At 65.0% G+C, this 22,720-nt stretch carries 22 protein-coding genes and 3 pseudogenes; 17 read left to right on the plus strand and 8 right to left on the minus strand.

The window, feature by feature from the left end:
* Positions 1 to 41 precede the first annotated feature (41 nt).
* Both JF290_RS04510 and JF290_RS04515 read right to left on the minus strand, forming a co-directional pair.
* Positions 42 to 1,910 carry an adenine nucleotide alpha hydrolase family protein gene (locus tag JF290_RS04510; protein WP_199023566.1) on the minus strand — a complete coding sequence of 623 codons (1,869 nt, stop codon included), beginning with the start codon at positions 1,908 to 1,910 and terminating at the stop codon, positions 42 to 44.
* On the minus strand, positions 1,903 to 2,685 hold the full coding sequence (locus JF290_RS04515; RefSeq protein WP_199023567.1) for a hypothetical protein: 783 nt from the start codon (positions 2,683 to 2,685) through the stop codon (positions 1,903 to 1,905). Before JF290_RS04515 ends, JF290_RS04510 begins: the two co-directional genes overlap by 8 nt.
* Before the next feature lie 342 nt (positions 2,686 to 3,027).
* Here JF290_RS04515 and JF290_RS04520 point away from each other — a divergent pair, with 342 nt between their 5' ends.
* The 5 genes from JF290_RS04520 to JF290_RS04540 all read left to right on the plus strand — a co-directional run bounded on the left by JF290_RS04520 (position 3,028) and on the right by JF290_RS04540 (position 6,438).
* Positions 3,028 to 4,299: a site-specific DNA-methyltransferase gene (locus JF290_RS04520; protein ID WP_199023568.1), complete on the plus strand. Its 1,272-nt coding sequence runs from the start codon at positions 3,028 to 3,030 to the stop codon at positions 4,297 to 4,299.
* Positions 4,296 to 4,634, plus strand: a complete 339-nt coding sequence (locus JF290_RS04525; RefSeq protein ID WP_425503915.1) for a DUF7220 family protein — start codon at positions 4,296 to 4,298, stop codon at positions 4,632 to 4,634. Before JF290_RS04520 ends, JF290_RS04525 begins: the two co-directional genes overlap by 4 nt.
* A 4-nt stretch (positions 4,635 to 4,638) precedes the next feature.
* Positions 4,639 to 5,130, plus strand: a complete 492-nt coding sequence (locus JF290_RS04530) for a phage terminase small subunit P27 family (RefSeq protein WP_199023570.1) — start codon at positions 4,639 to 4,641, stop codon at positions 5,128 to 5,130.
* Positions 5,130 to 5,645, plus strand: a complete 516-nt coding sequence (locus tag JF290_RS04535; RefSeq protein ID WP_199023571.1) for a phage terminase small subunit P27 family — start codon at positions 5,130 to 5,132, stop codon at positions 5,643 to 5,645. The genes JF290_RS04530 and JF290_RS04535 overlap by 1 nt, the downstream gene beginning before the upstream one ends.
* A 76-nt stretch (positions 5,646 to 5,721) precedes the next feature.
* Complete coding sequence (locus JF290_RS04540) at positions 5,722 to 6,438, plus strand: recombinase family protein (RefSeq protein ID WP_199023572.1); 717 nt, start codon at positions 5,722 to 5,724, stop codon at positions 6,436 to 6,438.
* Positions 6,439 to 6,562: 124 nt separating this feature from the next.
* On the opposite strand, the gene JF290_RS04545 is transcribed toward JF290_RS04540, so the two are convergent.
* Positions 6,563 to 7,201: a glutathione S-transferase family protein gene (locus tag JF290_RS04545; RefSeq protein WP_199023573.1), complete on the minus strand. Its 639-nt coding sequence runs from the start codon at positions 7,199 to 7,201 to the stop codon at positions 6,563 to 6,565.
* Positions 7,202 to 7,329: 128 nt separating this feature from the next.
* Here JF290_RS04545 and JF290_RS19460 point away from each other — a divergent pair, with 128 nt between their 5' ends.
* The 4 genes from JF290_RS19460 to JF290_RS04565 all read left to right on the plus strand — a co-directional run bounded on the left by JF290_RS19460 (position 7,330) and on the right by JF290_RS04565 (position 9,235).
* Positions 7,330 to 7,926, plus strand: a complete 597-nt coding sequence (locus JF290_RS19460; protein WP_233155131.1) for a hypothetical protein — start codon at positions 7,330 to 7,332, stop codon at positions 7,924 to 7,926.
* Between the two features lie 19 nt (positions 7,927 to 7,945).
* Positions 7,946 to 8,233 carry a DUF6127 family protein gene (locus JF290_RS04555; protein ID WP_036708271.1) on the plus strand — a complete coding sequence of 96 codons (288 nt, stop codon included), beginning with the start codon at positions 7,946 to 7,948 and terminating at the stop codon, positions 8,231 to 8,233.
* A 73-nt stretch (positions 8,234 to 8,306) separates the two neighbouring features.
* Positions 8,307 to 8,981 carry a YcbK family protein gene (locus JF290_RS04560; protein WP_199023574.1) on the plus strand — a complete coding sequence of 225 codons (675 nt, stop codon included), beginning with the start codon at positions 8,307 to 8,309 and terminating at the stop codon, positions 8,979 to 8,981.
* A complete protein-coding gene (locus tag JF290_RS04565; RefSeq protein ID WP_199023575.1) occupies positions 8,978 to 9,235 on the plus strand; it encodes a hypothetical protein in 258 nt (85 codons plus the stop codon). Before JF290_RS04560 ends, JF290_RS04565 begins: the two co-directional genes overlap by 4 nt.
* 173 nt (positions 9,236 to 9,408) lie before the next feature.
* On the opposite strand, the gene JF290_RS04570 is transcribed toward JF290_RS04565, so the two are convergent.
* On the minus strand, positions 9,409 to 10,776 hold the full coding sequence (locus JF290_RS04570) for an ATP-binding protein (RefSeq protein WP_199023576.1): 1,368 nt from the start codon (positions 10,774 to 10,776) through the stop codon (positions 9,409 to 9,411).
* Positions 10,773 to 11,432, minus strand: a complete 660-nt coding sequence (locus tag JF290_RS04575) for a response regulator transcription factor (protein ID WP_199023577.1) — start codon at positions 11,430 to 11,432, stop codon at positions 10,773 to 10,775. The genes JF290_RS04570 and JF290_RS04575 overlap by 4 nt, the downstream gene beginning before the upstream one ends.
* Positions 11,433 to 11,577: 145 nt before the next feature.
* Here JF290_RS04575 and JF290_RS04580 point away from each other — a divergent pair, with 145 nt between their 5' ends.
* From JF290_RS04580 to JF290_RS04615, 8 genes and pseudogenes are all read left to right on the plus strand, one after another.
* Positions 11,578 to 11,916, plus strand: a complete 339-nt coding sequence (locus tag JF290_RS04580; protein WP_199023578.1) for a PepSY domain-containing protein — start codon at positions 11,578 to 11,580, stop codon at positions 11,914 to 11,916.
* Positions 11,917 to 11,973: 57 nt separating this feature from the next.
* Positions 11,974 to 12,132 (plus strand): annotated as a pseudogene (locus JF290_RS04585) (cytochrome b/b6 domain-containing protein); the annotation flags it as partial.
* A 148-nt stretch (positions 12,133 to 12,280) separates the two neighbouring features.
* A complete protein-coding gene (locus JF290_RS04590) occupies positions 12,281 to 12,883 on the plus strand; it encodes a hypothetical protein (protein ID WP_199023579.1) in 603 nt (200 codons plus the stop codon).
* Positions 12,884 to 13,062: 179 nt separating this feature from the next.
* A complete protein-coding gene (locus JF290_RS04595; protein WP_199023580.1) occupies positions 13,063 to 13,440 on the plus strand; it encodes a PepSY domain-containing protein in 378 nt (125 codons plus the stop codon).
* 38 nt (positions 13,441 to 13,478) lie between these two features.
* Positions 13,479 to 13,949 carry a DUF2271 domain-containing protein gene (locus JF290_RS04600; RefSeq protein ID WP_199023581.1) on the plus strand — a complete coding sequence of 157 codons (471 nt, stop codon included), beginning with the start codon at positions 13,479 to 13,481 and terminating at the stop codon, positions 13,947 to 13,949.
* Between the two features lie 10 nt (positions 13,950 to 13,959).
* Entirely contained in the window at positions 13,960 to 16,167 is a 2,208-nt protein-coding gene (locus JF290_RS04605) for a PepSY domain-containing protein (protein WP_199023582.1), read from the plus strand.
* Positions 16,148 to 17,128, plus strand: a complete 981-nt coding sequence (locus JF290_RS04610) for an FAD:protein FMN transferase (protein WP_199023583.1) — start codon at positions 16,148 to 16,150, stop codon at positions 17,126 to 17,128. Before JF290_RS04605 ends, JF290_RS04610 begins: the two co-directional genes overlap by 20 nt.
* Before the next feature lie 369 nt (positions 17,129 to 17,497).
* Positions 17,498 to 19,401: pseudogene (locus JF290_RS04615) on the plus strand (heavy metal translocating P-type ATPase).
* A 460-nt stretch (positions 19,402 to 19,861) separates the two neighbouring features.
* On the opposite strand, the gene JF290_RS04620 reads toward JF290_RS04615, so the two are convergent.
* The 3 genes and pseudogenes from JF290_RS04620 to JF290_RS04630 all read right to left on the minus strand — a co-directional run bounded on the left by JF290_RS04620 (position 19,862) and on the right by JF290_RS04630 (position 22,175).
* On the minus strand, positions 19,862 to 21,535 hold the full coding sequence (locus JF290_RS04620) for a recombinase family protein (protein WP_199023584.1): 1,674 nt from the start codon (positions 21,533 to 21,535) through the stop codon (positions 19,862 to 19,864).
* Positions 21,532 to 21,948: pseudogene (locus tag JF290_RS04625) on the minus strand (DUF2924 domain-containing protein). Before JF290_RS04625 ends, JF290_RS04620 begins: the two are co-directional and overlap by 4 nt.
* Positions 21,948 to 22,175 carry a DUF3489 domain-containing protein gene (locus JF290_RS04630; RefSeq protein ID WP_199023585.1) on the minus strand — a complete coding sequence of 76 codons (228 nt, stop codon included), beginning with the start codon at positions 22,173 to 22,175 and terminating at the stop codon, positions 21,948 to 21,950. Before JF290_RS04630 ends, JF290_RS04625 begins: the two are co-directional and overlap by 1 nt.
* Positions 22,176 to 22,720 lie beyond the last annotated feature (545 nt).

Genomic DNA, 22,720 nt, shown 5'->3' on the forward strand with positions numbered 1-22,720 from the left:
AAGAACGGCCCAGGCGTGACAAGTCCAACCTGGGTGGGCGGTCAGGAGAGGTCTTCGGGAAGAATCACCTTGATGAGGGGATCAAGGCGGTATCCGGAAGCTTGACGTGATTGGACCAGCAAAGGGTTGGAGGGCCGCCTGCCATGCAACTCCTCGTAAGCAGCTGCCAGTGCTTTTCGGCATCTGCTCACGGCCTTTCGTATGTTGTCCTTGGATGCGCCATCCAGGCCCGGAATCCTGGCGGGAAGCACATAGACATAATCCTCCGGCCCCAGTGCCATCTGTTTATCCGTGTCGAACTGCTCCTTCAGGCCATGTGCCACTTTCGCCGAGGTCCCTGTGACGCGCGTGAGCCCGCGCACGGCGACTATAGGGAGCGCATCTTCCATCCAGAAGGCGACGTGCAAGGGGTCATCCGGCGAGATAACGATGTCCTTTGGATCGGAGGCTACGTCCGCAAATTTCGCATCCATGTTCGTCCGCGGATCGACAGGCAGTTGGTGCTCGGAACCGTGTCCGATATGGAGGCGCACAAGGGACTTGGCCGGGAGCTCGCCGTTGGCCAGCTTTCGCGCGTTATTCCGGATGGCGGTTTCGAGAACGCCGCGGACAACGCCCGCCTGACGGTGGTGCATCTCCAGCGTATTCTCGAGCGTGGTCTGTTTCCTTGCGCCAGGGTGACCGTCGAGGATGCGTGTCACTTCCAGTCCCATCTCGTTCATCAGCGTTTGAATATCGAGATCCTCGAAGCGCATCATGGCACGTGTCCACTCGACGGCAATCGTCTGCGATTGATGCTGCGCCCGGTCTCCAAGCAGCACGTCCGTATGGTAGATTTCTTCCGGGTCATACTGACCGAGGCCCGCAGAGAGAATAGCGAAGCGTCGATCAAGGCACTGGGAGCACGCGCCACAGTGCGTGCGAAGGGTATCCTGGTCGCGCACGCTCGTGCAGCTGACTGCGCGGGCGATCTGCGGAGAAGCACCGTGTTGGCTGATGCGCTGTACGACCTCGGTCTTGGTCAGCCATTGATACCTGTTCACGATTTCGGGCGCGGAGCCGTCCAGGTGCTTCAGGAGCTCATTCATGCGCGTCAGTGACAGCGGATGGGTTGTCCTGGTCGCCATTGTTCCGACGATCTGTGGGCTGAGCGGGAGATTGTGACTGACGATGCCGTTCTCGAAAAAGCTGATGCGCTGCGCGCCGAAGGCTTGAGCGACGACGAAGCCGAGTGCGGCAAACAGAAAAGAGCGCGATCTCTGGTTCGTATCGCGGGCTTCCTGACCTTTGCGCCGGGCAAGTATGTTGAGATGCGCCACGCGGCCCGGGTAGCGCTGTGCGAGAAAGTCGCCCAACTCGACCTGTCGCGGAATGACTTTCTGGGCCGAACGGTGCGAGACGAGAACAACGTTGGTTTTTGTCGTGGCGAGCACTTCCAGCGCGCCGGCAAAAGAGTCGAGCCCGCCAGAAAACAGAATGACTTCCTGTGCGTCGAATGGTGGCTTGTCGGCGTAGAGGGCCAGATACTCTTCAAGAGCCTTTGGCTCCCCGGATTGCCTGAACTCGAAGCGGAAACTGTCTTCGGTCAGGAACTCGACAAGGTTTCGCAAGGCGAGTGCAACTTCCCTTTGCGACCAGAAAGCCGGAACCCTTACGGGTATCTCTAACCGAAAGCGACGTCGCCACTTGTCGCCCATGTCCTGACGTGTCTCGCCACCGCGTCGCACACTGCCGTCTGCCGCGAATACAGCTGCAGCGATTTCAAGAAGATCAAGAAGGAGAGGGTCGGTCGCGCGCATGACTGCGTGCTCGATGGCGTCGGAGCGAAGGGTGAAGTTCGGATCATCTCCATTGACCCGAACTTGAAGCGGCGTCTTCCAGCCTTCGACATGGACCGTGACGTCAGGCATCGATCACGTAGTCGCGCTTGAGCTCGGAGACGATTTTCTTCAAGGCAACTGCGCCGAACTCGGCCGCTTCCCCTGATCCGAAGAAACCCTTCTTATGCAGTGTCTTGCCGTACCATCCCCCTGAAAATTCCTGGATGATACGCGTGATGTTCATGGTGTAGGATCGCATGTCGACATCGAAAGCATTGCGTGATGCCACATCCTCGAAGCGCAGTCCCGTTCCGACATGTGTCGCCAGCGTTCGATCCAACCAGTAGGATAGCGTCTCGGCCATCAATTCGCCAAAGAACTGCCGGCTGAGTTCCGATATCCCCTTGGACCAAGAAAGCTGGCGGGTCCTGGCGCGCACGTCCTCGGGCGTCGCCTCGAACAGGCCGGGAAGGGCGCCACCGATCGCCCGTGACAGGGTGGAGATGAGTGCGCGCCCCGCGAGTTCCCCCATATCTGACGTATTGGAAGCGCCGGAACGAACCTCGTCGAGGCGCACTGTCGCAGCCGTCAGCAGGTCGAGAAGCTCCGGGTCTCCGGAAACTGGTATGTCCGCGTCTCGCAGGGCTTCGCCGAACTTTTCGTCCCGTGCAGCCAATGGAACACTCAGAAGAATGCGCACGGCTTCGACAAAGACGGGATCTCGCGATGCACGCAGGAATTGTGTCTCCGCAGCTCGTATACCGGCAGTGGCAACAGAGGCTGTGGTGCCACCATCTTCGAGACGCGAAACGACTTCGCTCCAGCGTTTGGTACGCGGCAATACGCCCAACAGATTGTGTCCCAAGGACACTTACCTCCGATTGAAACTGTCTTTCACGAATTGAAGCCGAGAGTTCGTCGTCTGTCAAAGCTTCTGGAGCGGTGCAACAGATGCAACAGATGTTTCGGATTATTCTCACACGCGCGCGGGACAAAACAAACGGAATCCCACGTTGCATCTGTTGCAAGGCGGTGTGCTGGCGCTAAGGCCGCACGATCTTGCGTTAGCATCTCGCGCACAACACCTCCGCATTTGTCGACTCCTGTCTTAAAATGTCTATAACTGTCAGACTTATATGAATAATATCTCTCTGCTATACTGCCCGTGAAGTGCCATCAGCGGCGCGTTTATTGCGAGGTGGGGGTCATGGCGGTGCGGGCAGAGCGACAGGTCAGGGAGATCCGGCAGGTGACGGTTGCGGATCTCGTGCCCTATGCCAACAACGCGCGGACGCATTCGGAGGCGCAGGTGGTGCGGATCGCAGGGTCGATCCGGGAGTTCGGCTTCAACAATCCCGTGCTCGTGGATGGCGCGAATGGCATCATTGCAGGCCATGGCCGGGTGCTGGCGGCGCGCAAGCTGGGGCTTGCGACCGTGCCGGTGATCGAACTCGGGCACCTGACAGAGGCGCAGAAACGAGCCTACATTCTCGCAGACAACCGACTGGCGGAACAGGCTGGCTGGGACCGGGAGTTGCTGGCGATGGAACTCGGAGACCTCGCAGAACTGGACGTCGATCTCTCCGGGATCGGTTTCGAGGGGGCGGAGCTCGACGCGCTGCTGGGCCTCGGGGCAGGGGATCCACGCGAGGAGGAAACGCCTCCCGTGCCCGACGCGCCGGTCAGTCGGCCGGGGGATCTCTGGCTGCTTGGAACGCACCGGCTTCTATGCGGAGATGCGACAATACCCGAAGACGTGACCCGTCTGCTCGACGGTGTGGCGCCCCACCTGATGGTCACCGATCCGCCCTACGGCGTGGAGTATGATCCGGACTGGCGCAACCAGGCCGGGGTGGCGGACACGGCCCGCACCGGCACCGTGATGAACGACGACCGGGCCGACTGGCGCGCCGCCTGGGCGCTGTTTCCCGGTGACGTCGCCTATGTCTGGCACGGCGCGTTGCACGCGACCACGGTGGCCGACAGCCTCGTCGCGAGTGGGTTTGATATCCGCAGCCAGATCATCTGGGCCAAGGAGCGGCACGTGCTGAGCCGCGGGCATTATCACTGGCAGCACGAACCCTGCTGGTACGCGGTGCGCGGCACGGGGCATTGGTCAGGTGATCGCAAACAATCGACGCTCTGGTCGATCCCGAACCGCGATCAGGATGCACAGACCGTGCATGGCACCCAGAAGCCGGTGGAGTGCATGCGCCGGCCGATCCTGAACAACTCCAGCCCGGGTCAGGCGGTCTACGAGCCGTTCTGCGGATCTGGAACGACGCTCATCGCGGCCGAGACGACGGGACGGCAGTGCCATGCAATGGAACTCGACCCGGCCTATGTCGATGTCGCGGTCCTGCGCTGGCAGGCGTTCAGCGGGCAGGACGCTGTCCTCGGCGGTGATGGCAGGACCTTCGCTGAGGTAAAGGCCGAGCGGCTGAGCGAGACCTTGAACGACGAGGACGCAGTCGCATGAAGCAAAGCCGGGTCATGTCCCTTGTCGAAGCGAGCACCAGCGTTGCTGTAGGGTTCGTGATGTCGCTGACGCTGCAACTTCTGCTGTTCCCCGCAGTTGGCTTGCAGGCCAGTCTTGCGCAGATCCTGAAGCTGGCCCTGGGCTTTACAGCATTGTCGATCCTGCGGGGTTACGTGGTGCGTCGCCTGTTCGAACGGTTCCGGGCTGCTCGCCCCCGGGGGGCGGTCCGATCTTCGGGAGGTCGCCTCAGGGACCGGCGGGGGAAGCTGGATTTTTTTACGGCCACAATTCGGACCGGGGGTCGGGACCGGTTGCTGGATGAGGAGGCGCGATAGATAGATGGCACCGCGAGGACCGAAGACCAAGCCGACGAAACTGAAACTGCTGACCGGTACGGCGCGCAGACACCGGCTCAACCCGGATGAGCCTCAGCCCGTGGTGGCGCGTCCTGATCCACCGGAGCATCTCAGCGCGGCCGCGCGCCTGGAATGGGAGCGGGTGATCGGGCAGATGGTTGACCTCGGGATCATGACCGACCTCGATCGGGCCGCGCTTGGCGCCTATTGCCAGGCCTATGGAAGATGGAGCGCGGCGGAGACGGCGCTGGCGCGCATGGCCGGGCGGGACGCCGTCAGCGACGGGCTGATCGTCAAGACGAAGAGCGGCAACCTGATCCAGAACCCGCTGGTCGGGGCTGCGAACAAGGCGATGGCCGACATGGTGCGCTATGCTGCGGAATTCGGGTTGACCCCGTCCGCACGCACCCGCGTGGCCGGTCAGACCGATACCGGTCGCAACCCTTTTGCCGAGCTCGATGAGAGGTTTGCGTGATGAGCCGCCGTGGCCGCAAACCCGTACCCCGGGCCGGCACCCTGGCAAGCACGCCATTGGGGGCGTTGCCGCGTTGTCCGTCGCATCTGTGCGCCGTGGCGCGCAAGGAGTGGCGGCGCCTCGCAACGCCCCTCCACGAGGCGGGCATTCTGACGCTCGCGGATCGGGGGGCGCTGGCGGCCTATTGCCAGGCCTGGGCCCGGTGGGTGGAGGCCGAGGACCGGCTGAAGACGACCCCGATGCTTCTGAAGACCCCGAGCGGCTACGCCCAGCAATCTCCCTGGCTGTCGATCGCAAACAAGCAGCTTGAGTTGATGGGGCGCTACATGAGCGAGCTGGGTCTCACCCCGGTGGCGCGCGAGCGCCTGCCGGAGCAGGTGAGCCAAGGCACGCAACCGCTGACCGTCGTCCGGGTACTGTTTCGGGGCGACGATGATACGGCGGCAGGGAGAGGACTGCGATGTCACCGACGAGAGCAGAGGACTCACTGTGACGCGCAGTCTGAACTGAATTGATCACCCAAACAGGTCTACACTCGTTCCGCGATACGGATGTACACATCTGCCAAACCAACGTTGCGCAGGTGTGTACATGGTCAACGGGACTGCCCCTTCGCTTCGCCTGGTGGCCTACGAGCGGGTCTCGACCGGAAGGCAGGGTCGATCCGGTCTTGGGCTGGAAGCGCAGCGCAAGGCGATCGATGACTTCCTGGAAAGCCGAACCGCCACGCTGATCGGTCGATTCACCGAGGTCGAGAGCGGCCGCCGGAATGACCGCCCGGAACTGGACAAGGCGCTGCAGCTGGCTAGGCTGACCGGCGCGACCCTGGTCATCGCCAAGCTCGACCGGCTGTCGCGCAACGCCGCCTTCCTGCTCACCCTGCAGGCCAGCGGTGTGCGTTTCCTCGCCGTTGACATGCCCGAGGCCAACGACCTCACCGTCGGCATCATGGCGCTTGTCGCCCAGCAGGAGCGCGAGGCGATTTCGCGCCGCACAAAAGAGGCCCTCGCCGCCGCAAGGGCGCGCGGCGTCAAGCTCGGCAATCCCAACGGCGCCGCGGCTCTGCGCCGCTCCGATGACAACGGTCGGTCACTTCGCGTCACTGTCAGCGCCAACGCAGACGCCTTCGCCGAATCCCTTGCACCCGTCCTCGCCGACATTCGCGCCGAAGGTCACCTTACACTTCGCACCATTGCGGCGGAACTTGAAACCCGCGGAATCCGCACCCGCCGAGGTGGGCGATGGCAGGTTTCCAACGTTCGGAACTTGCTGGCAAGATTGGATAAACGGCATCGGACACCCGTCTGAAGAGACAGCAGACACTCGGGGTCCAGGCGTGGGCCAGCGCGTCTGCGCCTGGTGCGGGTCCTTCACGATCTGCGAGTTCTCGGTCGTTTGGTGGCGGGTTTTGCGGTCGTTTCGTCCGCAAAGCTCAGGGCATGGGAACCTCGGTTGTGTACTTCGGAATTTGGTACCCACGCTGCACGGCCGGACGTTCGGCGATGCGAACGTACCAGTCTTTCACGTTCGGAAACTCGTTCAGGTTGACCTCTTGCCATTCAAAGCGTGCGACCCACGGCCACGTGGCCATATCGGCGATCGAGTATGCGCCGCGCCCGGTGCCAGCGATGAAATCCCGACCCTCCAGTCGCTTGTTCAGAACACCATACAATCGTTTCGCTTCGGTGGAGTACCGCTCCTCTGCGTAATCCGACTTGCCGCGGTTGAACTTCACGAAATGGTGGACCTGGCCGAACATCGGGCCCACGCCCCCCATCTGCCACATGAGCCACTCGACAGCCGACCATTTTTCGTCGCCGTCCGGAAGGAAACGTTCATGCTTTTCGGCGAGGTAAAGCATGATGGCACCGGTCTCCATCATGCTGGTACCTGTTTCATGATCCACGATGGCCGGAATGCGGTTGTTGGGCGCGATCTTGAGAAACTCCGGGGCAAACTGCTCGTTTTTCGAGATGTCGATGGCATGAGCGGTGTAGGGCACGCCAAGCTCTTCGAGCATGATCGAGACTTTGCGGCCGTTGGGTGTGGTCCAAGTATACAGGTCTATCAATGCTATTTCGTCCTCATCTCAGGTCTCGCCGGCGATCTTAGGTCATTGTCGCGGAAGCACCAGCGCGGCGATGCGTCCGGACGGCGAAAACCGCAGCCAAAGGCGGCACCGGCGATCTGTTCTATACCATGAATAAGGAAGCTGCCGGCGATGATCTTGGCCTGACGCTGCAGACCGGCTTCGTGACCAAGGCGATTGTCGGACTCTTCGGCTCCGACCGCTTCCGCCTCGCGGTCTCCGCCGATGGCAGCACCTTCTTCGACGGGCTCAGCGTCGACAACGCCACCGGCATTGTCGATCAGCCCCGGCTGCCGCGGTTCAAGGCATACACCAACTACGACAACTACGTGGGCGTTGGGGCCTGGACGAAGATCGGCCTGAACAACACGGACTACAATGACCAAGGCGTATTTGATGCCGGGGCCAACCTGTTCACAGCGCCCGTGGACGGCACCTACCTCTTTGGCGCGACGCTGCTCTACAAGGTCAATTCCAGCACCTCGACCCGGATGCGCGGGCGGCTTGTGCTGAACGGCGTGACCGAAATCCGGGGCTCCTATGGTGAGATCAGCGGCGCGCATGTCTCGGAAGCCACGGCCCTCTGGCTGCAGACGATGGTGCCGCTGACGGCAGGCGATACCGTCGAGCTGCAGGGGTATTTCCGGGTCGCGGACGGCTACTTCGCAGCCGATCACACGTCCTTCTGGGGCTGCAAGATCGGCTGAGCGGCGAAAGGAGGATCCGATGAACCCACCCCGATCCGAGGGCTTCGTGCGCATGCCCGACGCCGAGTTCGAGGCCATCCTGACCCGCGCGGCCGAGGAAGGCGCGAAGCGCGCGCTCGCCGATGTCGGTCTCGACGGCGACGAGGCCGCGCTCGACATCCGCGATCTGCGCTCCCTGGTGGACTGCATCCGGTTGGTCCGCCGCACCGCCATGCAGACGGCCGTCCGCATGATCACCACCGGCGTCATGCTGGCGCTGCTCGCGGGCATCGCCATCAAGCTGAAGATCTTCGGCGGAAGCCCGTAGCCGCGCCCCATCCCATCCATCAGCCCAACCGCACCCGCCCTTGAGGCGGGTTTTTCGTTTCTGGAGGACCCTCATGACCACGACCTTCCACCGCCACTGGCGTGACGTGACGGACAGCGCCTGGCGCTGGCCGAACTTCAGCCCGGCCGAGATCGCCTGCCGCGGCACCGGCAAGCTGCTGATCAACGCGCCCGCGCTCGACAAGCTGCAGGCACTGCGCGACCGGCTGGGCAAGCCGCTGATCGTGCGTTCGGCTTACCGCAGCCCCGAGCACAACCGGGCCGTCGGCGGCGCGACGCGGTCCGAGCACCTCGACGGCGCCGCCTTCGACATCGCCATGGCGAACCACGACCCGGTGGCGTTCGAGGCGGCGGCGCGGGAGGTCGGGTTCCTCGGTTTCGGCTTCTACCCGCGCTCGGGCTTCATGCATGTCGACCTTGGGCCCGCACGGCAGTGGGGCGAGCGCTTCCCGGTCCGGGCGCCCGCATTCGCCGAGGACACGCCACCCGCGCGCGAGGTTCTGGCTGAAAGCCGTACGATGGAAAGTGGCGGAGCGGCCGGGGTGGCGACGCTGGGCGCGGCGGGGGTGGAGATGGCCCAGCCGGCGCTGGCCGAGACTCAGTCCGCCGTCCTGCCGGTGGTGCCGTATCTCGACACGCTGCGCTGGATGTTCATCGCCGTGGCACTCGGCGGCATCGCGGTCACCATCTATGCCCGCGTCGATGACTGGAAGCGGGGGCGACGGTGATCGCCGGGCTGCTCACCGGGATCGCCACGAGCCCGTGGATGCGGGCGACGCTGCGCTACGGTGCCATCGCGCTGGCAGTGCTTCTGTTCCTGCTTTCGCTTCGGCGCTCCGGGGAGCGAGCGGGACGCCTCGCCGAACGCCTTCAAACCACGGAGAAGACCAATGAAATCCAACGCCGGATGCTGGAGGCTGCGGCTCGCCGTCCTCGGGATCGCAACGAGCTTGCTGAGCGGCTGCGCAACGGTCGGTTCTGAGACGACCGGGTTCCGGACGTGTGTACCCGTTATCGAGTACAGCCAGGAATTTCAGGCAACGGCTGCCGAGGAACTGAACACATTGCCCGACGGTTCGGCTGTTTCCGAGATGCTGACCGACTACGCTGTAATGCGTGATCAGGCGCGAAGCTGCTGATGGTTCGCACCACGTGTCACATTCTCCGCAGCGAGTTTCGCGTAGAGGTGTCCGAAAAGTCTGTGGGCAACCTGAGGGATGCCTGAAAGCCGGAAGACTTACCCGGACGCGGTGACTCCAGATTGAGCTGGCTCCCGATCCGGTCCGCGATGGCGGCGACGATGGCGAGGCCGAGCCCGCTGCCATCGGTTCTCGTATTTGCCCGCTCGAAACGCACCGTCAGGCGGTCGAGAGTGTCGCGCGGCAGCACGGGACCGTCGTTCGCCACGATGAGCTGCCCATCCTGCGTCACGGTCACCTCGACCGGGGCGGTCTCCGCCCCATGGCGCAGGGCGTTCTCTACAAGGTTTCGGCAGAGGATGGCGAAGGCATCGGGGTCGATATCGGACAGGACGGGAGTGTCCGGCAGGGACAGCGCGATCCGGTCCATCGCACCCGTACGTGCCAGATCATCCACCACGACACGTGCGACGGGTCTGAGATCTGTGTTTCGGTCCGTCCGCAGTCGTCCGCCTTCCGCCCGCGCAAGCTGCATGAGGCGTTCGGAAAGCCGCGTCAGCCGCTTGAGCGTCGCTTCGATCTCGGCGGCGCGCGCGGCGGTGGCCCGGTCGCGGGTCTCCGACCGGAGCCGCTGCGCCTGCGCAATCGCGCCTGCCAGAGGCGTCCGCAGCTCATGGGCCGCGTTCGCCGCAAAGCTGCGCTCGGCCTCAAACGCCTCGCGCAACCTTTCCAGAAGGTTGTTCAGGGTCGCGGCCAACGGGCCGATTTCCGTCGGCAATTCGCCCGAGGGAATCTCGGACAGGTCGCGGGCGCTGCGTGCCTCGAGTCGTGTGCGGTAGCGGCGCAGCGGGGCGAGGCTGAAGCGGACGGCCAGGATGATCGCGGCGAGTGCGACGGGCAGCACGACCAGCAGCGGCAGAACGAGGCCCATCCGGATTTCCCGCGCGACCGACGCGCGATGCGCGAGCGGCTCGGCCACGGTGATGCGGATTGTGCCCTGAAGTACCGCGTCACTGTAGAGGCGATGCGTGGCGGTCTGCGCAAACCCCGGCCCGCCGTAAGGCGGGAACACTGCGGGGTCCGCCGCATGGGATTGCAGCAGGACGCGACCCTCGGCGTCAGTGACCACATAGGTGAAGAACTCGTCGTGCTCGCGGATCGGCGCGAGCCGCTGCGTCACACCCTGATCTTCCCGGCCGACGATGTCGGTCACCGCCAGCGGCAGGATCCGCTCAGCGGTCTCGCGCAGGGCGGAGTCGAAGACCTCGTCCAACTCGCCCCTGACGATTACCGCCGTGACCGTCGCGGCCAGCAACCAGAGGATCGTCAGCACGAGGCCGAGAGACAGACCGAGCCGTGCCTGAAGGCTGCGCGGCCACCTCACGGCTCGCCCAGCCTGTAGCCCATGCCGCGCTCGGTCTCGATGACGGCGCTCCCGAGCTTCTTGCGAAGGCGGCTGACATGGACCTCGATGGTGTTGCTCTCCACCTCGGCGCCGAAAGCGTAGAGCTTATCCTCCAGCTGCGGCTTGGAGAGCAGTTGCCCCGGGCGGGAAAGAAACGCCTCGAAGAGCGCCCATTCCCGCGCCGTCAATTGGACGGACTTGCCGTCGCGATAAATGCTGTGCGCGGCCAGGTCGATCTCAAGCGGCCCGTGCGTGATGATCGGGTTCGGGTTGCCGCTGTAGCGCCGAGCGACCGAGCCGATCCGGGCCGACAGTTCGGACAGGTCGAAGGGTTTCACGAGGTAGTCGTCGGCGCCCGCGTTCAGGCCCTCTATCCGGTCCGAGACCTGGTCGAGCGCGGTCAGGATGATGACCGGCGTCACATCACCCCGCGCGCGCAGGGCCTTGAGGAACCCGATCCCGCGCCCGTCCGGCAGCATGAGGTCGAGCAGGATCAGGTCATAGGACGCCCCGCGCAGCGCGTCGCCCGCCGCGTCCAGACGCGTGACCCAGTCCACCGACTGGCCATCGGCCGCAATCTGATCGCGCACTGCGGCGCCAAGAGTCGTGTCGTCCTCGATCAGCAGGATGCGCATGTCTGGTCCCGTTCCTTTTCCGATGACCCTCCATGATCCGTCTGGCTGACACGTAGCTGAAGCTGCTTGGCACGCCGCTTCAGGCTGCCGTCAGCTTCGCCGCGCATGAAGTGCATCAAGAGGCGTGCCACGCGGAGTTTGACCCATGAAGAAGACATTGACAATTCTCGGCTTTCTCGCGGTCTTCCCGGCCGGCTTCGCGTGGGCGGACGACGACTGCTTCGTGCCGATGGCCGATTGGCAGCCGCGCGACGCCGTCGCCCGGCTCGCCGAAGAGAACGGCTGGACGGTGCGTCGCATCAAGATCGACGACGGCTGCTACGAGATTGACGGCCGGGATACCGAGGGGCGCCAGATCGAGGTGACCGTCCACCCGGCGACGCTCCAGGTGATCGAGTTGGAATACGAAGACGAGGACGAGGACGACGACGACCGCCGCGACAAGGATCGGGGCCGGGATCGCGACAGAGGCGACAATGACTGAGGCGACCACGCACGACACCCCCAAGATGAGTGCCGGGTCGGCAGCGACGAGGATGCGCTTGGAGAGGTGCATGAAGCATTCGCCAATCTGTTATTGCCGCTGGTGGCGTTGCATGTCGGCGGCGTCGTGCTGGCGTCCTTCCGGCATCGCGAGAACCTCGCCCGTGCCATGATTGCCGGCGACAAGCGCGCGCCCGGTCCCGGCGACATCGTCTGACCGATTTTCCTTTCGACGCGACCTGGCCCCGCTCTCACCGGCGGGGCCTTTTCTTCCTGACGGTAAGCTGAAGCGGGAATCGCTGCCCCGTCAGGAAGCCCTCAGATGGGGCTGACAGAGTGTTTGCATCAGTAGAGGAGAGGCTGTCATGCAAACAAAACTCATCACCGCCGCCGTTATAACGGCGCTTGCCGTGCCTGCGATCGCGGCTCCGAATGAAACACCCTATGCACTGAGCGCGGTACACGCCGACAATCAGGGCCAGCTTGAACGGATCACCAGAAGGCCCGACGAAATCGGGGCTGCCGCACGCGCTGCCGCCGACCTCATGACGCCGCACAATGCAGCGCAGGAGCGGCTGGTTCTGCCCTTGCTCGGCTGGGCAGAATCCGCGACGACCGGAACGGTACTACCAGCGGCGTTACCTGATCGGAACAGCCTGGAAGCTGAGTTGTCGCAGCTCTACGATGGCGACGTGGACTTGGTCACCGCGCTGATCGATCTCTACGCTGCGGCAGAAGAAGCGGGGGATTCAGAGACCGCGCGTCTCGCCGAACGGATGATCTGGCACGAGACGAACGATGTCCAGTTGCTGTATCCGGCGGCGCTTCTCGTCCACACTGCCATGGCGTCGCGGGACAGGGCTACTGAACCGATGGGAATCAGCCTGGAACCCGGTCCGCTCTACGGCGAACATCCGATGCCGATGATGGGCGTGGGGGATCCGCACCGACCGCGTTCCGGAAACTGAGCCCAGCGGCGGCAGGCGTCGTCGGGAAGGAATCCTACCTCCTGCACGATCGGAAAAGGCCGGCTTTGCGCCGGCCTTTTTCTTCCTGACAGCAAGCTGAAGCGGGAATCGCTCTGCCGTCAGGAAGTCCTCAGGTCGGCTCTCCAGATTGTCCTCAGCAGATAAAAGGAGACCCTGCCATGAAAAAGACCCTGACCGCACTTGCCATTCTCGCACTGCTGCCTGCCGGCGCCGCGCTGGCCGACGACGACGATTGCACCGCGCCCCGCGACACGTGGCAGCCGCGCGAGGCTGCGCTGCAAGTGGCCCAGAAGAACGGCTGGACCGTGCAAGACTTCGAGATCGACGATGGCTGCTACGAGATCGATGGCCGCGATGGCGATGGCCGGGAGATCGAGGTGAAGCTCGATCCGGCGACGCTCCAGATCGTCGATATTGATTATGAAGACGACGACGCACGGGGCGGCGCTCCCAATCCCGCGCCTGCAGGCGCCGCCCAGCCGCCGCAGAACGGGCTCTTCGGGAACGGCGCGCCGCCGACGGTTCAGGTGAACTGAGCCGCTTCGACCCAACTTCCCGATCAAGGATGAACCCAATGAAATCGCTACTCGCAACGCTGGCGCTCACCACGGCGCTGACGCTTCCCGGTCTCGCCATGGCAAGACCGGTGACGCTCACCACGACCCTCAACAACTATGGTGGCGACGGGGCCTATCTCGCGCTCTACGTCACCGACCCATCGGGCGCCTATGTCGGCAGTCTCTGGATGGCCGGCGGCAAATCGAAATACTACGAGCATCTGAGCGACTGGTACCGCGCGACGGGCGGCGACCCGGCACAGGTGAACGGCATCACCGGCGCCAGCGTCGGGGCGGGGCGCACCCTGGAGATCACCCTCGATCTGGCCGACGCGCTGTTCGACGCGGGCTATACGCTCCACATCGACGCGTCCGTCGAGGACATGCGCGACAGCCCGAACGAGGTGGCGGTGCCGCTCACGACTGCGGGCGCCGGGGCGCCCGTGCGTGGCCGCCGCTACGTCGCCAGTTTCCAATACGACATGTGAAGGGCCGGCCATGATCCGCGCATTCCATCGCTGGCCAGGGCTTATCGCGCTGGCTCTCGTGACGATCCTGAGCTTGAGCGGCGCGGCGCTGTCGGTCTTCCCTGCGGCCGAGCGCATCGCCGCGCCGCAGGCGGAGGCCGGTCTGACCGTCGCCACCCTCGCGGACCGCATCCAGGCGGTCCATACGGGCGTCGAGCAGATCCGCCGGTCGCCATCGGGCCGCATCACCGCCTACTGGTTCGACCAGGGCACGCCCGGCGCCGCCGTGATCGACCCGGCGACGGGCGAGGGCGTGGCCTCGGCCGATCCGAACCAGACCCTTCGCTGGCTCACCAACCTGCATCGCTCGCTGTTTCTCGGGGATGGCGGCCGCATCGCCATGGCGGCGGGGGCTTTGGCGATGCTGGCCCTGTCGCTTTCCGGTGCGGCGCTGGTCGCGCGGCGGACGGGCGGCTGGCGGCACTGGTTCGCGCCTCTGCGCGGCCCGCTTGCCGGACGGCTGCACGTCGAGATTGCGCGGATTGCGGTGATCGGCCTCATCCTGTCGTCCACCACAGCCTTGTGGATGACGGCCTCGACCTTCGATCTTCTCCCCGATGGTGGCGCCGCACCAGCCTTCCCGGTCCAGCTGAGCGGCGACACGGGGTTTGCCGCCGGGCAGATGGCGACGTTGCAGCAGACGCCCGTCGCCGCGCTGCGCGAGTTGAGCTATCCCTACCCCGGCGATGCGACGGACGCCTTCACGCTGAAGACCGACCGGGGGACCGGGTATCTCGATCAGGGCAACGGTGCGCTGCTGGCTTGGGCGGACCTCACCGGCTGGGAGCGGGTCTCGGAAACCATCTACATGCTGCACACCGGACAGGGCGCGGCGACGCTGGGGCTGGTGCTCGGGCTGATGGCGCTCGGCGTGCCCGCCATGGGGGCAACCGGCGTTCTGGTCTGGCTCGCGGGACGGCGCGGGCGGCCCCGCATCCGGGGCAGTCAGCCAGCGGGCCGGGCCGGGACGATCCTGCTTGTCGGCAGCGAGGGCGGCAGCACCTGGAGCTTTGCCGCGACGTTGCACGCCGCGCTGACGGAAGCCGGGCAGAGCGTGCATGTGGGCCCGATGTCGGGCTTCGCCCCTGAACGCTATGCAAAGGCCGAACGGATCATCCTGCTCGCCGCGACCTATGGCGACGGCGCGGCGCCTGACTCGGCCAAGGGGTTTCTTGACCGGCTGCGCGCCCTCGACCGCGCGCCTGACATTCCTTTGGCCGTTCTCGGCTTCGGGGACCGCAGCTTTCCAGCCTACTGCGCCTTTGCAAAGGCTGTGATGGCGGAGGCGCAGGCGAAGGGCTGGCCCGTGCTCATGCCGCTCGACACGATCGACCGCCAGTCGCCGCAGGATTTCGCGCGGTGGGGTCGCGCGCTCGGCGAGGCGCTGGGGGTCTCCCTCGAAGTCTCGCACCAGCCCGTCCTGCCGAAGACCGAGACGTTGACCCTCGTGTCGCGCCGGGACTACGGCGCCGAGGTTCAGGCCCCGACCGCGATCCTGCGTTTCGCCCTGCCGCGCGCAACGCTCTGGCAGCGACTGACCGGGGAAGGCTTCGCGCGGTTCACCGCTGGCGACCTGGTCGGCATCCTGCCCGAAGGCAGCGCCGTCCCGCGGCTATACTCGCTTGCCTCGGGCCGGCGCGACGGCTTCATCGAGATCGTGGTGAGGAAGCTTCCCGGCGGCCTTGCGTCCTCCCAGCTGACTGCACTGGAGCCCGGCGACACCGTGACCGCCTTCCTCCGCCGCAACCCGGGCTTCCGGGCCGGGCGGGGCCGCGCGCCGCTGATCCTGATCGGCGCGGGGACCGGTGTCGGCCCGCTGGCGGGTATCGTGCGTGGCAACGCGCCCCGGCGGCCGATCCATCTGTTCTTCGGGATGCGTCATCCGGATAGCGACTTTTTCTATGGGGCGGAAATTCCAACCTGGAGGGAAGAAGGGCGTCTGGCCCGGCTGGTCACGGCCGTCTCGCGCGGGGCGCGGCCGCATTATGTGCAGGACGCTTTGCGGGGCGAGGCTGCTCAGGTCGCGGAACTCATCCGCGACGGGGCCCGCGTGATGGTATGCGGCGGCCGCGACATGGCCGCGGGCGTGGCCGATGCGCTGGCGGAGATCCTCGCGCCGACCGGGCTCACGCCTGCGGTGCTGAAGGCGCAGGGGCGGTATGTCGAAGATGTCTATTGAAATGGTGCGCCACGCTCTGAATGGCCTGACCATGGGCACGCGTTGGTCGGCGCTGTTCTTCGCGGAACCGGGCTTCGACACGAACGCAGTTCACGGTGCGTTGCAAGAGGCCGTGGACGAGGTGGACGCGCAGATGTCCACATGGAAGCCCGACAGCGATCTCATGCGCCTCAACGCGGCACCGGTAGGCGAATGGGTGGCGACCCCCGACCGTCTGCGCGCGGTCCTTCGCCTCGGTCTCGAGATCGGGCGCGCCTCGGACGGGGCTTTCGATATCGGCATGGGCGATGCGGTGACGGCCTGGGGCTTCGGGCCGGAGGCCGCCGCGCCTGATGGCATCCGCGCTGCGATGGCCGCCCTGCGCCGCCCGGCACATGAGGTGCTGGAGACCTGTGGCGACCAAGTGCGCAAATCCGCCCCTCTCGCGCTCGATCTCAACGGCATCGCCAAGGGCTATGGGGTCGACCGGCTGGCCGAGACCTTGCGCGACCACGGGATCACGAACGCCCTCGTCGGGATCGACGGCGAAATGCGCGCGATGGGGCTCCGGCCGGACGGGCAGGCCTGGACTATCGCGGTCGAAGCGCCGGACCCGGAGCGTCGGACCCCCCATTCGATCCTCTCGCTGCAAGACGCGGCCGTCGCGACATCCGGCGATTACCGCCACTGGGTCGAGGTGCAGGGACGCCGCCTGTCGCACACGATGGATCCGACGCGCGGCGCACCGCTGATCGCTTCGCCGGCCTCTGTCACCGTCGTCGCCCGCACCTGTGCCGAGGCCGACGCCTGGGCAACGGCGCTCATGGTGCTCGGCGCTGATGTTGGCACGGCACTCGCAAGAAGGCGCGGGCTCGACGCCCTGTTCCTCCTGCGCGATGATGAGCGCAACACAAGGAGCGTGGGAGTCGGAGGGCTCTTTTTCGACACGCCAGCGTCACTCGCCTCGGCAGAGGGGAGATGAGCCGTATGGAAGCTATCCCTGTCAATCGCTGCAAGACCGCGCGTGAAGATGCGGAAAACCGCCGTACTTCCGGATTGCCACGTCTGCCGATGTTGCATGGTCGCTCAGCAGGATCTTGCGGGGCAGATCGCGGCCTCAATGTCCGATCCATTGTTTCCCATAGTGGGCCTGCCGGCCCCGCATCCGGGAAACGCCGCGTCACATCATGCGCCGCCACGCATCCTCATGAACCGATGGTCCTTGTGGCTTCGCAACCGTGCGACGGCGTTTACTGGCAAGCGGAGAACCGACCATGATAGCTGTCTCTTACATTCTCGTTTCAAAATTCGGGTAGATATTGTGAAAAAGCTGTTCAGTGCAGATCGTGCGATGGTGTTGACCGGCCTTACGCTTCTCGGGATGCTCCTGGCGGCGCTCGCGCTCTGGCCGTTGCGGGACAGTGTCGCTCAGGGCGCGTCCGTGGTCGGTCTGCTGCTCGTGTATATGGCCGGGAGAGTGCCTGCGGCGTGGCGGGCGCTTGCGGCGCTGTGGAACGACCGCATTCTGGATATCGATCTGCTGATGGTTGTCGCGGCCATTGCGGCCGCTGCCGTTGGTGCACCCTTCGAGGGGGCTGTGCTGCTGACTCTGTTCAGCGTTTCGACAACACTGGAAGATCGCGCGCTCGGACGCGCGCGGCGGGCTGTCGAGGCCCTGATGGCGCTGCGCCCCGAGACCGCCTTGCGCAAGGCGCCCGACGGCACGGTCATGGAAATTCCCGCCGCCGATCTGAAGGTCGACGACATCTTCGTTCTGCGGCCGGGCGCGCGCGTACCCAGCGACGGGGTGGTCGCCACCGGCCGTGGTGCGCTGGACGAGGCGAATATCACGGGCGAATCCATGCCCGTCAGCAAGCAGCAGGGCGCCAAGGTCTTCGAGGCCACGGTCAACCTTGACGGTGTGCTGGAAGTCGCGGTCACGAAAACCGTCGAGGAAAGCACCGTCGCGCGCATGATCACGCTGGTCACCGAAGCCCAGGCGCAAAAGGCGCCGTCCGAGCGTTTCAGCGAATGGTTCGGCCAGCGGTATACGATTGCGGTTCTGCTCGGGGCCGTCCTCGCCTTCGCCGTCTTCTTGTGGCTCGAGAATGACTGGCACGTGGCGCTCTATCGGGCGGCTGTGCTGCTGGTCGCGGCAAGCCCCTGCGCCATCGTGATCTCAGTTCCCGCCGCCATCCTGTCGGCCCTCTCGGCGGCGGCCCGCGGGGGCGTGCTGTTCAAGGGCGGAGCTGCGCTGGAAACGCTCGCGGCGGTCGATACCTTTGCCTTCGACAAGACCGGCACGCTGACCACCGGCAAGGCATCGGTCACCAGGGTCGTTGCGCTTGACGGTAATGAGGAGGAATTCCTGTCCCTTCTGGCCGGCCTCGAAGCCCATTCGGAGCACCACAGCGGCGCGGCGATCCGGCAGGAAGCGGCCGATCGCGGGATCACACCCGCCGAGGTGGAGAATGTCGTCGCGCTTCCAAGCGAGGGTATCACCGGCGACAGGGCAGGCGAAACGTTATGGGCCGGCAATCCGCGCATGGCGGCGCGGAGGGGGGCCGAGATCGACCATGCGCCCCTGGCGGTGCTGGCCGAGGATACCCAGACGGTGATCTATTTTGGCCGGGATGCCCGGCTTCTCGGTGCGGTCAGCCTTGCGGATCAGACCCGCCCGAGTTCCAGGCCGGCGCTGCGGCACTTCGCGGAAGCGGCGTTACGAAAATCCTCATGATGACGGGCGATAGACGGCCGGTCGGCTTGCGCATAGGCCGCGAACTCGGCTTTCAGCCCGGCGAAATCCACGCCGACATGCTCCCCGAAGACAAGCTTCGCATGATCGGCGCGCTGGCGGCCGAGGGCAGGATCGCTTTTGTAGGCGACGGCGTCAATGACGCGGCAGCGCTCGCGCGGGCCGATGTGGGGATCGCAATGGGTGCGGCGGGGTCGGAAGTCGCGCTTCAGGCCGCCGACGTCGCGCTCTTGTCAGAAGATATGGAGCAGCTGGCGCAAGCACATATATTGGCGCGCCGGACCGCCACGATCATCCGTCAGAACCTGATCTTTGCCATGGGCGCCATGGCCGTGCTTGTCCTGGGCGGGTTGTTCTTCGATCTGCCCTTGCCTTTGGCAGTGATCGGCCATGAAGGGGGGACGGTTCTGGTTGTACTCAATGGCCTGCGGTTGCTGCGCACACCGCGTGGGGATGGCAAAACGAAACTGCCTGAGAATGTGGAAGCGGCTACCGCTTGAAGTTTGACTCGGTGCTACCAGAAGTTGTCTGAAATATGTTTTAAATCAACGGGTTACTCGGCAGAGAAGGTTGGACGTCAGGCCCATCCCCTCCGCCACCGACAATCGTCTCTATTTCCCATGTCCGGACTGTGCAGAATTTCTGCGTGATTTCCGTCGGTTGCGCGGTGGGGTCGCGGTCGGAGACGCACTTTTCTGCTCAGGTCCCGGGTCAGATTGGCGGGTGTCTCAGGTGGCCTAGGACGGGGGTCCGGTTTCGAGTGTGTTTCCCTGTTTCGGATCGATTTACAGGGTATTTTCGCGAATTGCAGAGAATCCGGTCGTAGAAGTCGCTGATTATAACATTGATATCAATGCGTTGTGGAAAAATTCCCTGGGCGGGGGAACAGGGTATTTTCAGACCGGAACAGGGAAGGGTTCTGGCTGAACAGGGAAGGGTTCCGGGTGATCAGGGAAGGGCTCAGGTGTGGAAGCCGAGAGCCTGTTCCTGGTCGCGCCAGTCCAGCGGCAGGCTGGCGGAGAGGAGCCGCTTCAGGGTCAGCTCGGCTGGCTGGGTGCCGTCGAGGATGGCGGCCTGGATTCTTGGCGAAAGGCCGGAGAGCGCGATGATGCGGGCGGCGTAGCGTTCGGAGGTTTTCTCGTCCGTGGCGAGTCGCGTCAGAGGCGTGCCGGATTTCAGGGCTACGGCCCAGCGATGGGCGTTGCGCAGCGCCCGGATCATCGTGGCATCGGGCGCGGGCGCGCGGGTGCCGGCGACGATCTTCATCTCGGCGCCGCGGCGGCGGCAGGTGCACGGTCTGTCGATCTTCAGCAGGTTCGGGTTCAGGTCGTCTGTTGGCAGGGCGGCGGCATGGGCCAACGCGTTGCGGTCGAGTTCCAGGGCCAGTCGGCCATGTCCGATCTCGCCGGAGGTGATCAGCCGCGCGGCCAGGGACGAACCCTTTGCCGAGATCCGGGATGCCACGTCCGCGATCGCCCGGGAGGCCGGGATCGATGAGGTTGCATCGGCGTCGACGAGCACCGAATGCCGTTTCGCGTGATCCGCGAGGTGATCGGAAATGGCCCTGGCAACCGCCTGTTCCAGGGCCTCTGCGGGCAGGCGCCAGCCTGCGGGGTCGGGGCCGACGGAGACCAGGCGGTTGGAGATGTAGTAACGCAGCTGCTTGCCGTTCTTCCGGGTGTGGGTCGGGGTGAGCAGGTCGCCGGTGTCGTCCCGAAGCTTGCCTTTGAGAGGGGCAGCATCGCCGGTCGGTTCACCGGCCGGGACGCCCCGTCGTCGCGCGCTGGCGGCCTGCAGCAGGGCCTGGACCTGGTCCCAGAGATCCCGTTCGATGATCGCCGGGTGCAGGCCGGGGAAGGTCTTGTCCTTGTGGCGGATCCGGCCGAGATAGATCGGGTTGGTGAGGATCTTGTGGATCTGGCCCCGGCTCAGGGCGTTGCCGCCCTGTTGCCGGCCGGTGGAGAAGACATGGCGCTTGGAGCGCAGGCCCAACGCCCGGGCCTCGCGCGTGACGGCGGCCAGCCATTTGTGGCTGGCATAGAGGGTGAACACGTGCCGGACCACGTCGGCCTCGGGGGCGTTCACCACCAGTTCCCGGCGCATGGGATCGGGATGCGGATCGTAGCCGATCGGGGGCACACCGCCCATCCAGAGGCCCTTCTTCTTGGAGGCGGCGATCTTGTCGCGGATGCGCTCGGCGGTGACTTCGCGTTCGAACTGGGCGAAGGACAGCAGCACGTTGAGCGTCAGCCGGCCCATCGAGGAGGAGGTGTTGAAGGCCTGGGTGACCGAGACGAAGGAGCAGTCCGCGGTCTCCAGCCGGTCGACCAGCCGGGCGAAATCCGCCAGCGACCGGGTCAGCCGGTCGATCTTGTAGACCACCACCATGTCGACGCGCCCGGCCTCGATCTCCTCCATCAGCCGCTGCAGGGCAGGGCGCTCCAGCGTGCCGCCGGAGATCCCGCCATCGTCGTATCGGGCGGGCAGCAGCTTCCAGCCTTCGTGGCGCTGGCTGGCGATATAGGCAGCACAGGCCTCGTGCTGGGCGTCGAGCGAGTTGAACTCCTGGTCGAGACCTTCGTCCGAGGATTTGCGGGTGTAGATGGCGCAGCGGATCTTCGGGCGCTGGCTCATGAGCCGGCCTTTCCGGTCAGCCCGAAGAACCGCGGCCCGGACCAGTGGGCGCCGGTGATGGCGCGGGCGATGGATGAGAGCGAGCGGTGGGTCTGCCCTTTCCAGTTTTAGCCGCCCCCGGTGACATCGACCACATGGGTCACCCCGTTCCATTCCCGCAGCAACCGGCCACCGGGCTTGAGGGCGGGGCTGACCGTTCGCGGGGTTTGATCGGCTCCCTTGGCAAGCGCGGTCTTCACCTGCCGGGGCAGCCCGCCGTGGCGGCGGGCCTGCAGCTCGAAGGCGATGAAACGGCGCAGGAAAGTCCGGCTCAGCATCTTCGGGGCGGGTTCACCGAACAACTCCTGCCAGAGCGTGAGAAGCTTCGGGCGGTCCATCGCCTCCAGCGCCCCAATCCCGATCGGCGCGGCCATCACCGCGTCTCCGGTTCGGCGGCAAGGTGATAGGTGGCCGCGGCACCCGCCGTCTGAGCCGGACGCCGTTCGATCTCCGCGCCCGCCTTGCGCAGCATGCTCAGAGCGGCCCGGGCCGAATGCGGCTGCCAGCCGGTGGCCTTGCAGATCGCCTCGATCATGGCGCCTTTTGGCCGGCGCAGCATCGCGCGCACCCTCGCGGTCTTGGTCTGTTTGGTCTTCGTCATGGTGGAGTCCTCTTGTTCTGGGGCGGACGGAGTGCCATGCCCCGGTACCGGGGAGCGCCCGAACGGGTCGGGCGTGGAGACACTGATGCGTGGTTCAGCGCGGTAGTCCAGTCCTTTCCGCAGCGTAGGGCGATGCGCCCGGTACATGCCGAGGCGTGATACTGCGGATAAGATTTTTGGTATTATAAACAGTATTTTAATATACCTTCTTAAGGCAAAAATGCTTGCATCAGATGCCTCGTATGCCTATCTTCGCCATAGCCGTCCGGACAACGGGGCGGCAGACTGCTCCGTTTGGCAGCACTCATTGGAAAGACACGTTTCCGCAGGGAGCATTCGAAGGAGCAACAACTCGGATCGTTCGGTCCGGGGAGTTGCTGTTCATGCTCTCTCCGGTTTCCCCGTTGCGATCCATTCTGAAACTGGTCTTGTCAGAGGAACTTTGCTTGAGCCGGGCAGGGGGCTCTCGTAGCCTTTCCAGATGACCAAGCGTTCCCCCTTCAAGTACTTCAAGACCAGCCCTGAGATCATCCGCCTGGCAGTGA

The organism is Sedimentitalea arenosa (genome assembly GCF_016428585.1).
GTDB lineage: Bacteria > Pseudomonadota > Alphaproteobacteria > Rhodobacterales > Rhodobacteraceae > Sedimentitalea > Sedimentitalea arenosa.

Excerpts from the sequence above, each read along its gene's own strand:
- JF290_RS04510 (WP_199023566.1), bottom strand. The coding sequence starts at position 1,910 with ATGCCTGACGTCACGGTCCATGTCGAAGGCTGGAAGACGCCGCTTCAA.
- JF290_RS04520 (WP_199023568.1), top strand. The coding sequence starts at position 3,028 with ATGGCGGTGCGGGCAGAGCGACAGGTCAGGGAGATCCGGCAGGTGACG.
- JF290_RS04525 (WP_425503915.1), top strand. The coding sequence starts at position 4,296 with ATGAAGCAAAGCCGGGTCATGTCCCTTGTCGAAGCGAGCACCAGCGTT.
- JF290_RS04530 (WP_199023570.1), top strand. The coding sequence starts at position 4,639 with ATGGCACCGCGAGGACCGAAGACCAAGCCGACGAAACTGAAACTGCTG.
- JF290_RS04535 (WP_199023571.1), top strand. The coding sequence starts at position 5,130 with ATGAGCCGCCGTGGCCGCAAACCCGTACCCCGGGCCGGCACCCTGGCA.
- JF290_RS04540 (WP_199023572.1), top strand. The coding sequence starts at position 5,722 with ATGGTCAACGGGACTGCCCCTTCGCTTCGCCTGGTGGCCTACGAGCGG.
- JF290_RS19460 (WP_233155131.1), top strand. The coding sequence starts at position 7,330 with ATGAATAAGGAAGCTGCCGGCGATGATCTTGGCCTGACGCTGCAGACC.
- JF290_RS04555 (WP_036708271.1), top strand. The coding sequence starts at position 7,946 with ATGAACCCACCCCGATCCGAGGGCTTCGTGCGCATGCCCGACGCCGAG.
- JF290_RS04560 (WP_199023574.1), top strand. The coding sequence starts at position 8,307 with ATGACCACGACCTTCCACCGCCACTGGCGTGACGTGACGGACAGCGCC.
- JF290_RS04575 (WP_199023577.1), bottom strand. The coding sequence starts at position 11,432 with ATGCGCATCCTGCTGATCGAGGACGACACGACTCTTGGCGCCGCAGTG.
- JF290_RS04580 (WP_199023578.1), top strand. The coding sequence starts at position 11,578 with ATGAAGAAGACATTGACAATTCTCGGCTTTCTCGCGGTCTTCCCGGCC.
- JF290_RS04590 (WP_199023579.1), top strand. The coding sequence starts at position 12,281 with ATGCAAACAAAACTCATCACCGCCGCCGTTATAACGGCGCTTGCCGTG.
- JF290_RS04595 (WP_199023580.1), top strand. The coding sequence starts at position 13,063 with ATGAAAAAGACCCTGACCGCACTTGCCATTCTCGCACTGCTGCCTGCC.
- JF290_RS04600 (WP_199023581.1), top strand. The coding sequence starts at position 13,479 with ATGAAATCGCTACTCGCAACGCTGGCGCTCACCACGGCGCTGACGCTT.
- JF290_RS04605 (WP_199023582.1), top strand. The coding sequence starts at position 13,960 with ATGATCCGCGCATTCCATCGCTGGCCAGGGCTTATCGCGCTGGCTCTC.
- JF290_RS04610 (WP_199023583.1), top strand. The coding sequence starts at position 16,148 with ATGTCGAAGATGTCTATTGAAATGGTGCGCCACGCTCTGAATGGCCTG.
- JF290_RS04620 (WP_199023584.1), bottom strand. The coding sequence starts at position 21,535 with ATGAGCCAGCGCCCGAAGATCCGCTGCGCCATCTACACCCGCAAATCC.
- JF290_RS04630 (WP_199023585.1), bottom strand. The coding sequence starts at position 22,175 with ATGACGAAGACCAAACAGACCAAGACCGCGAGGGTGCGCGCGATGCTG.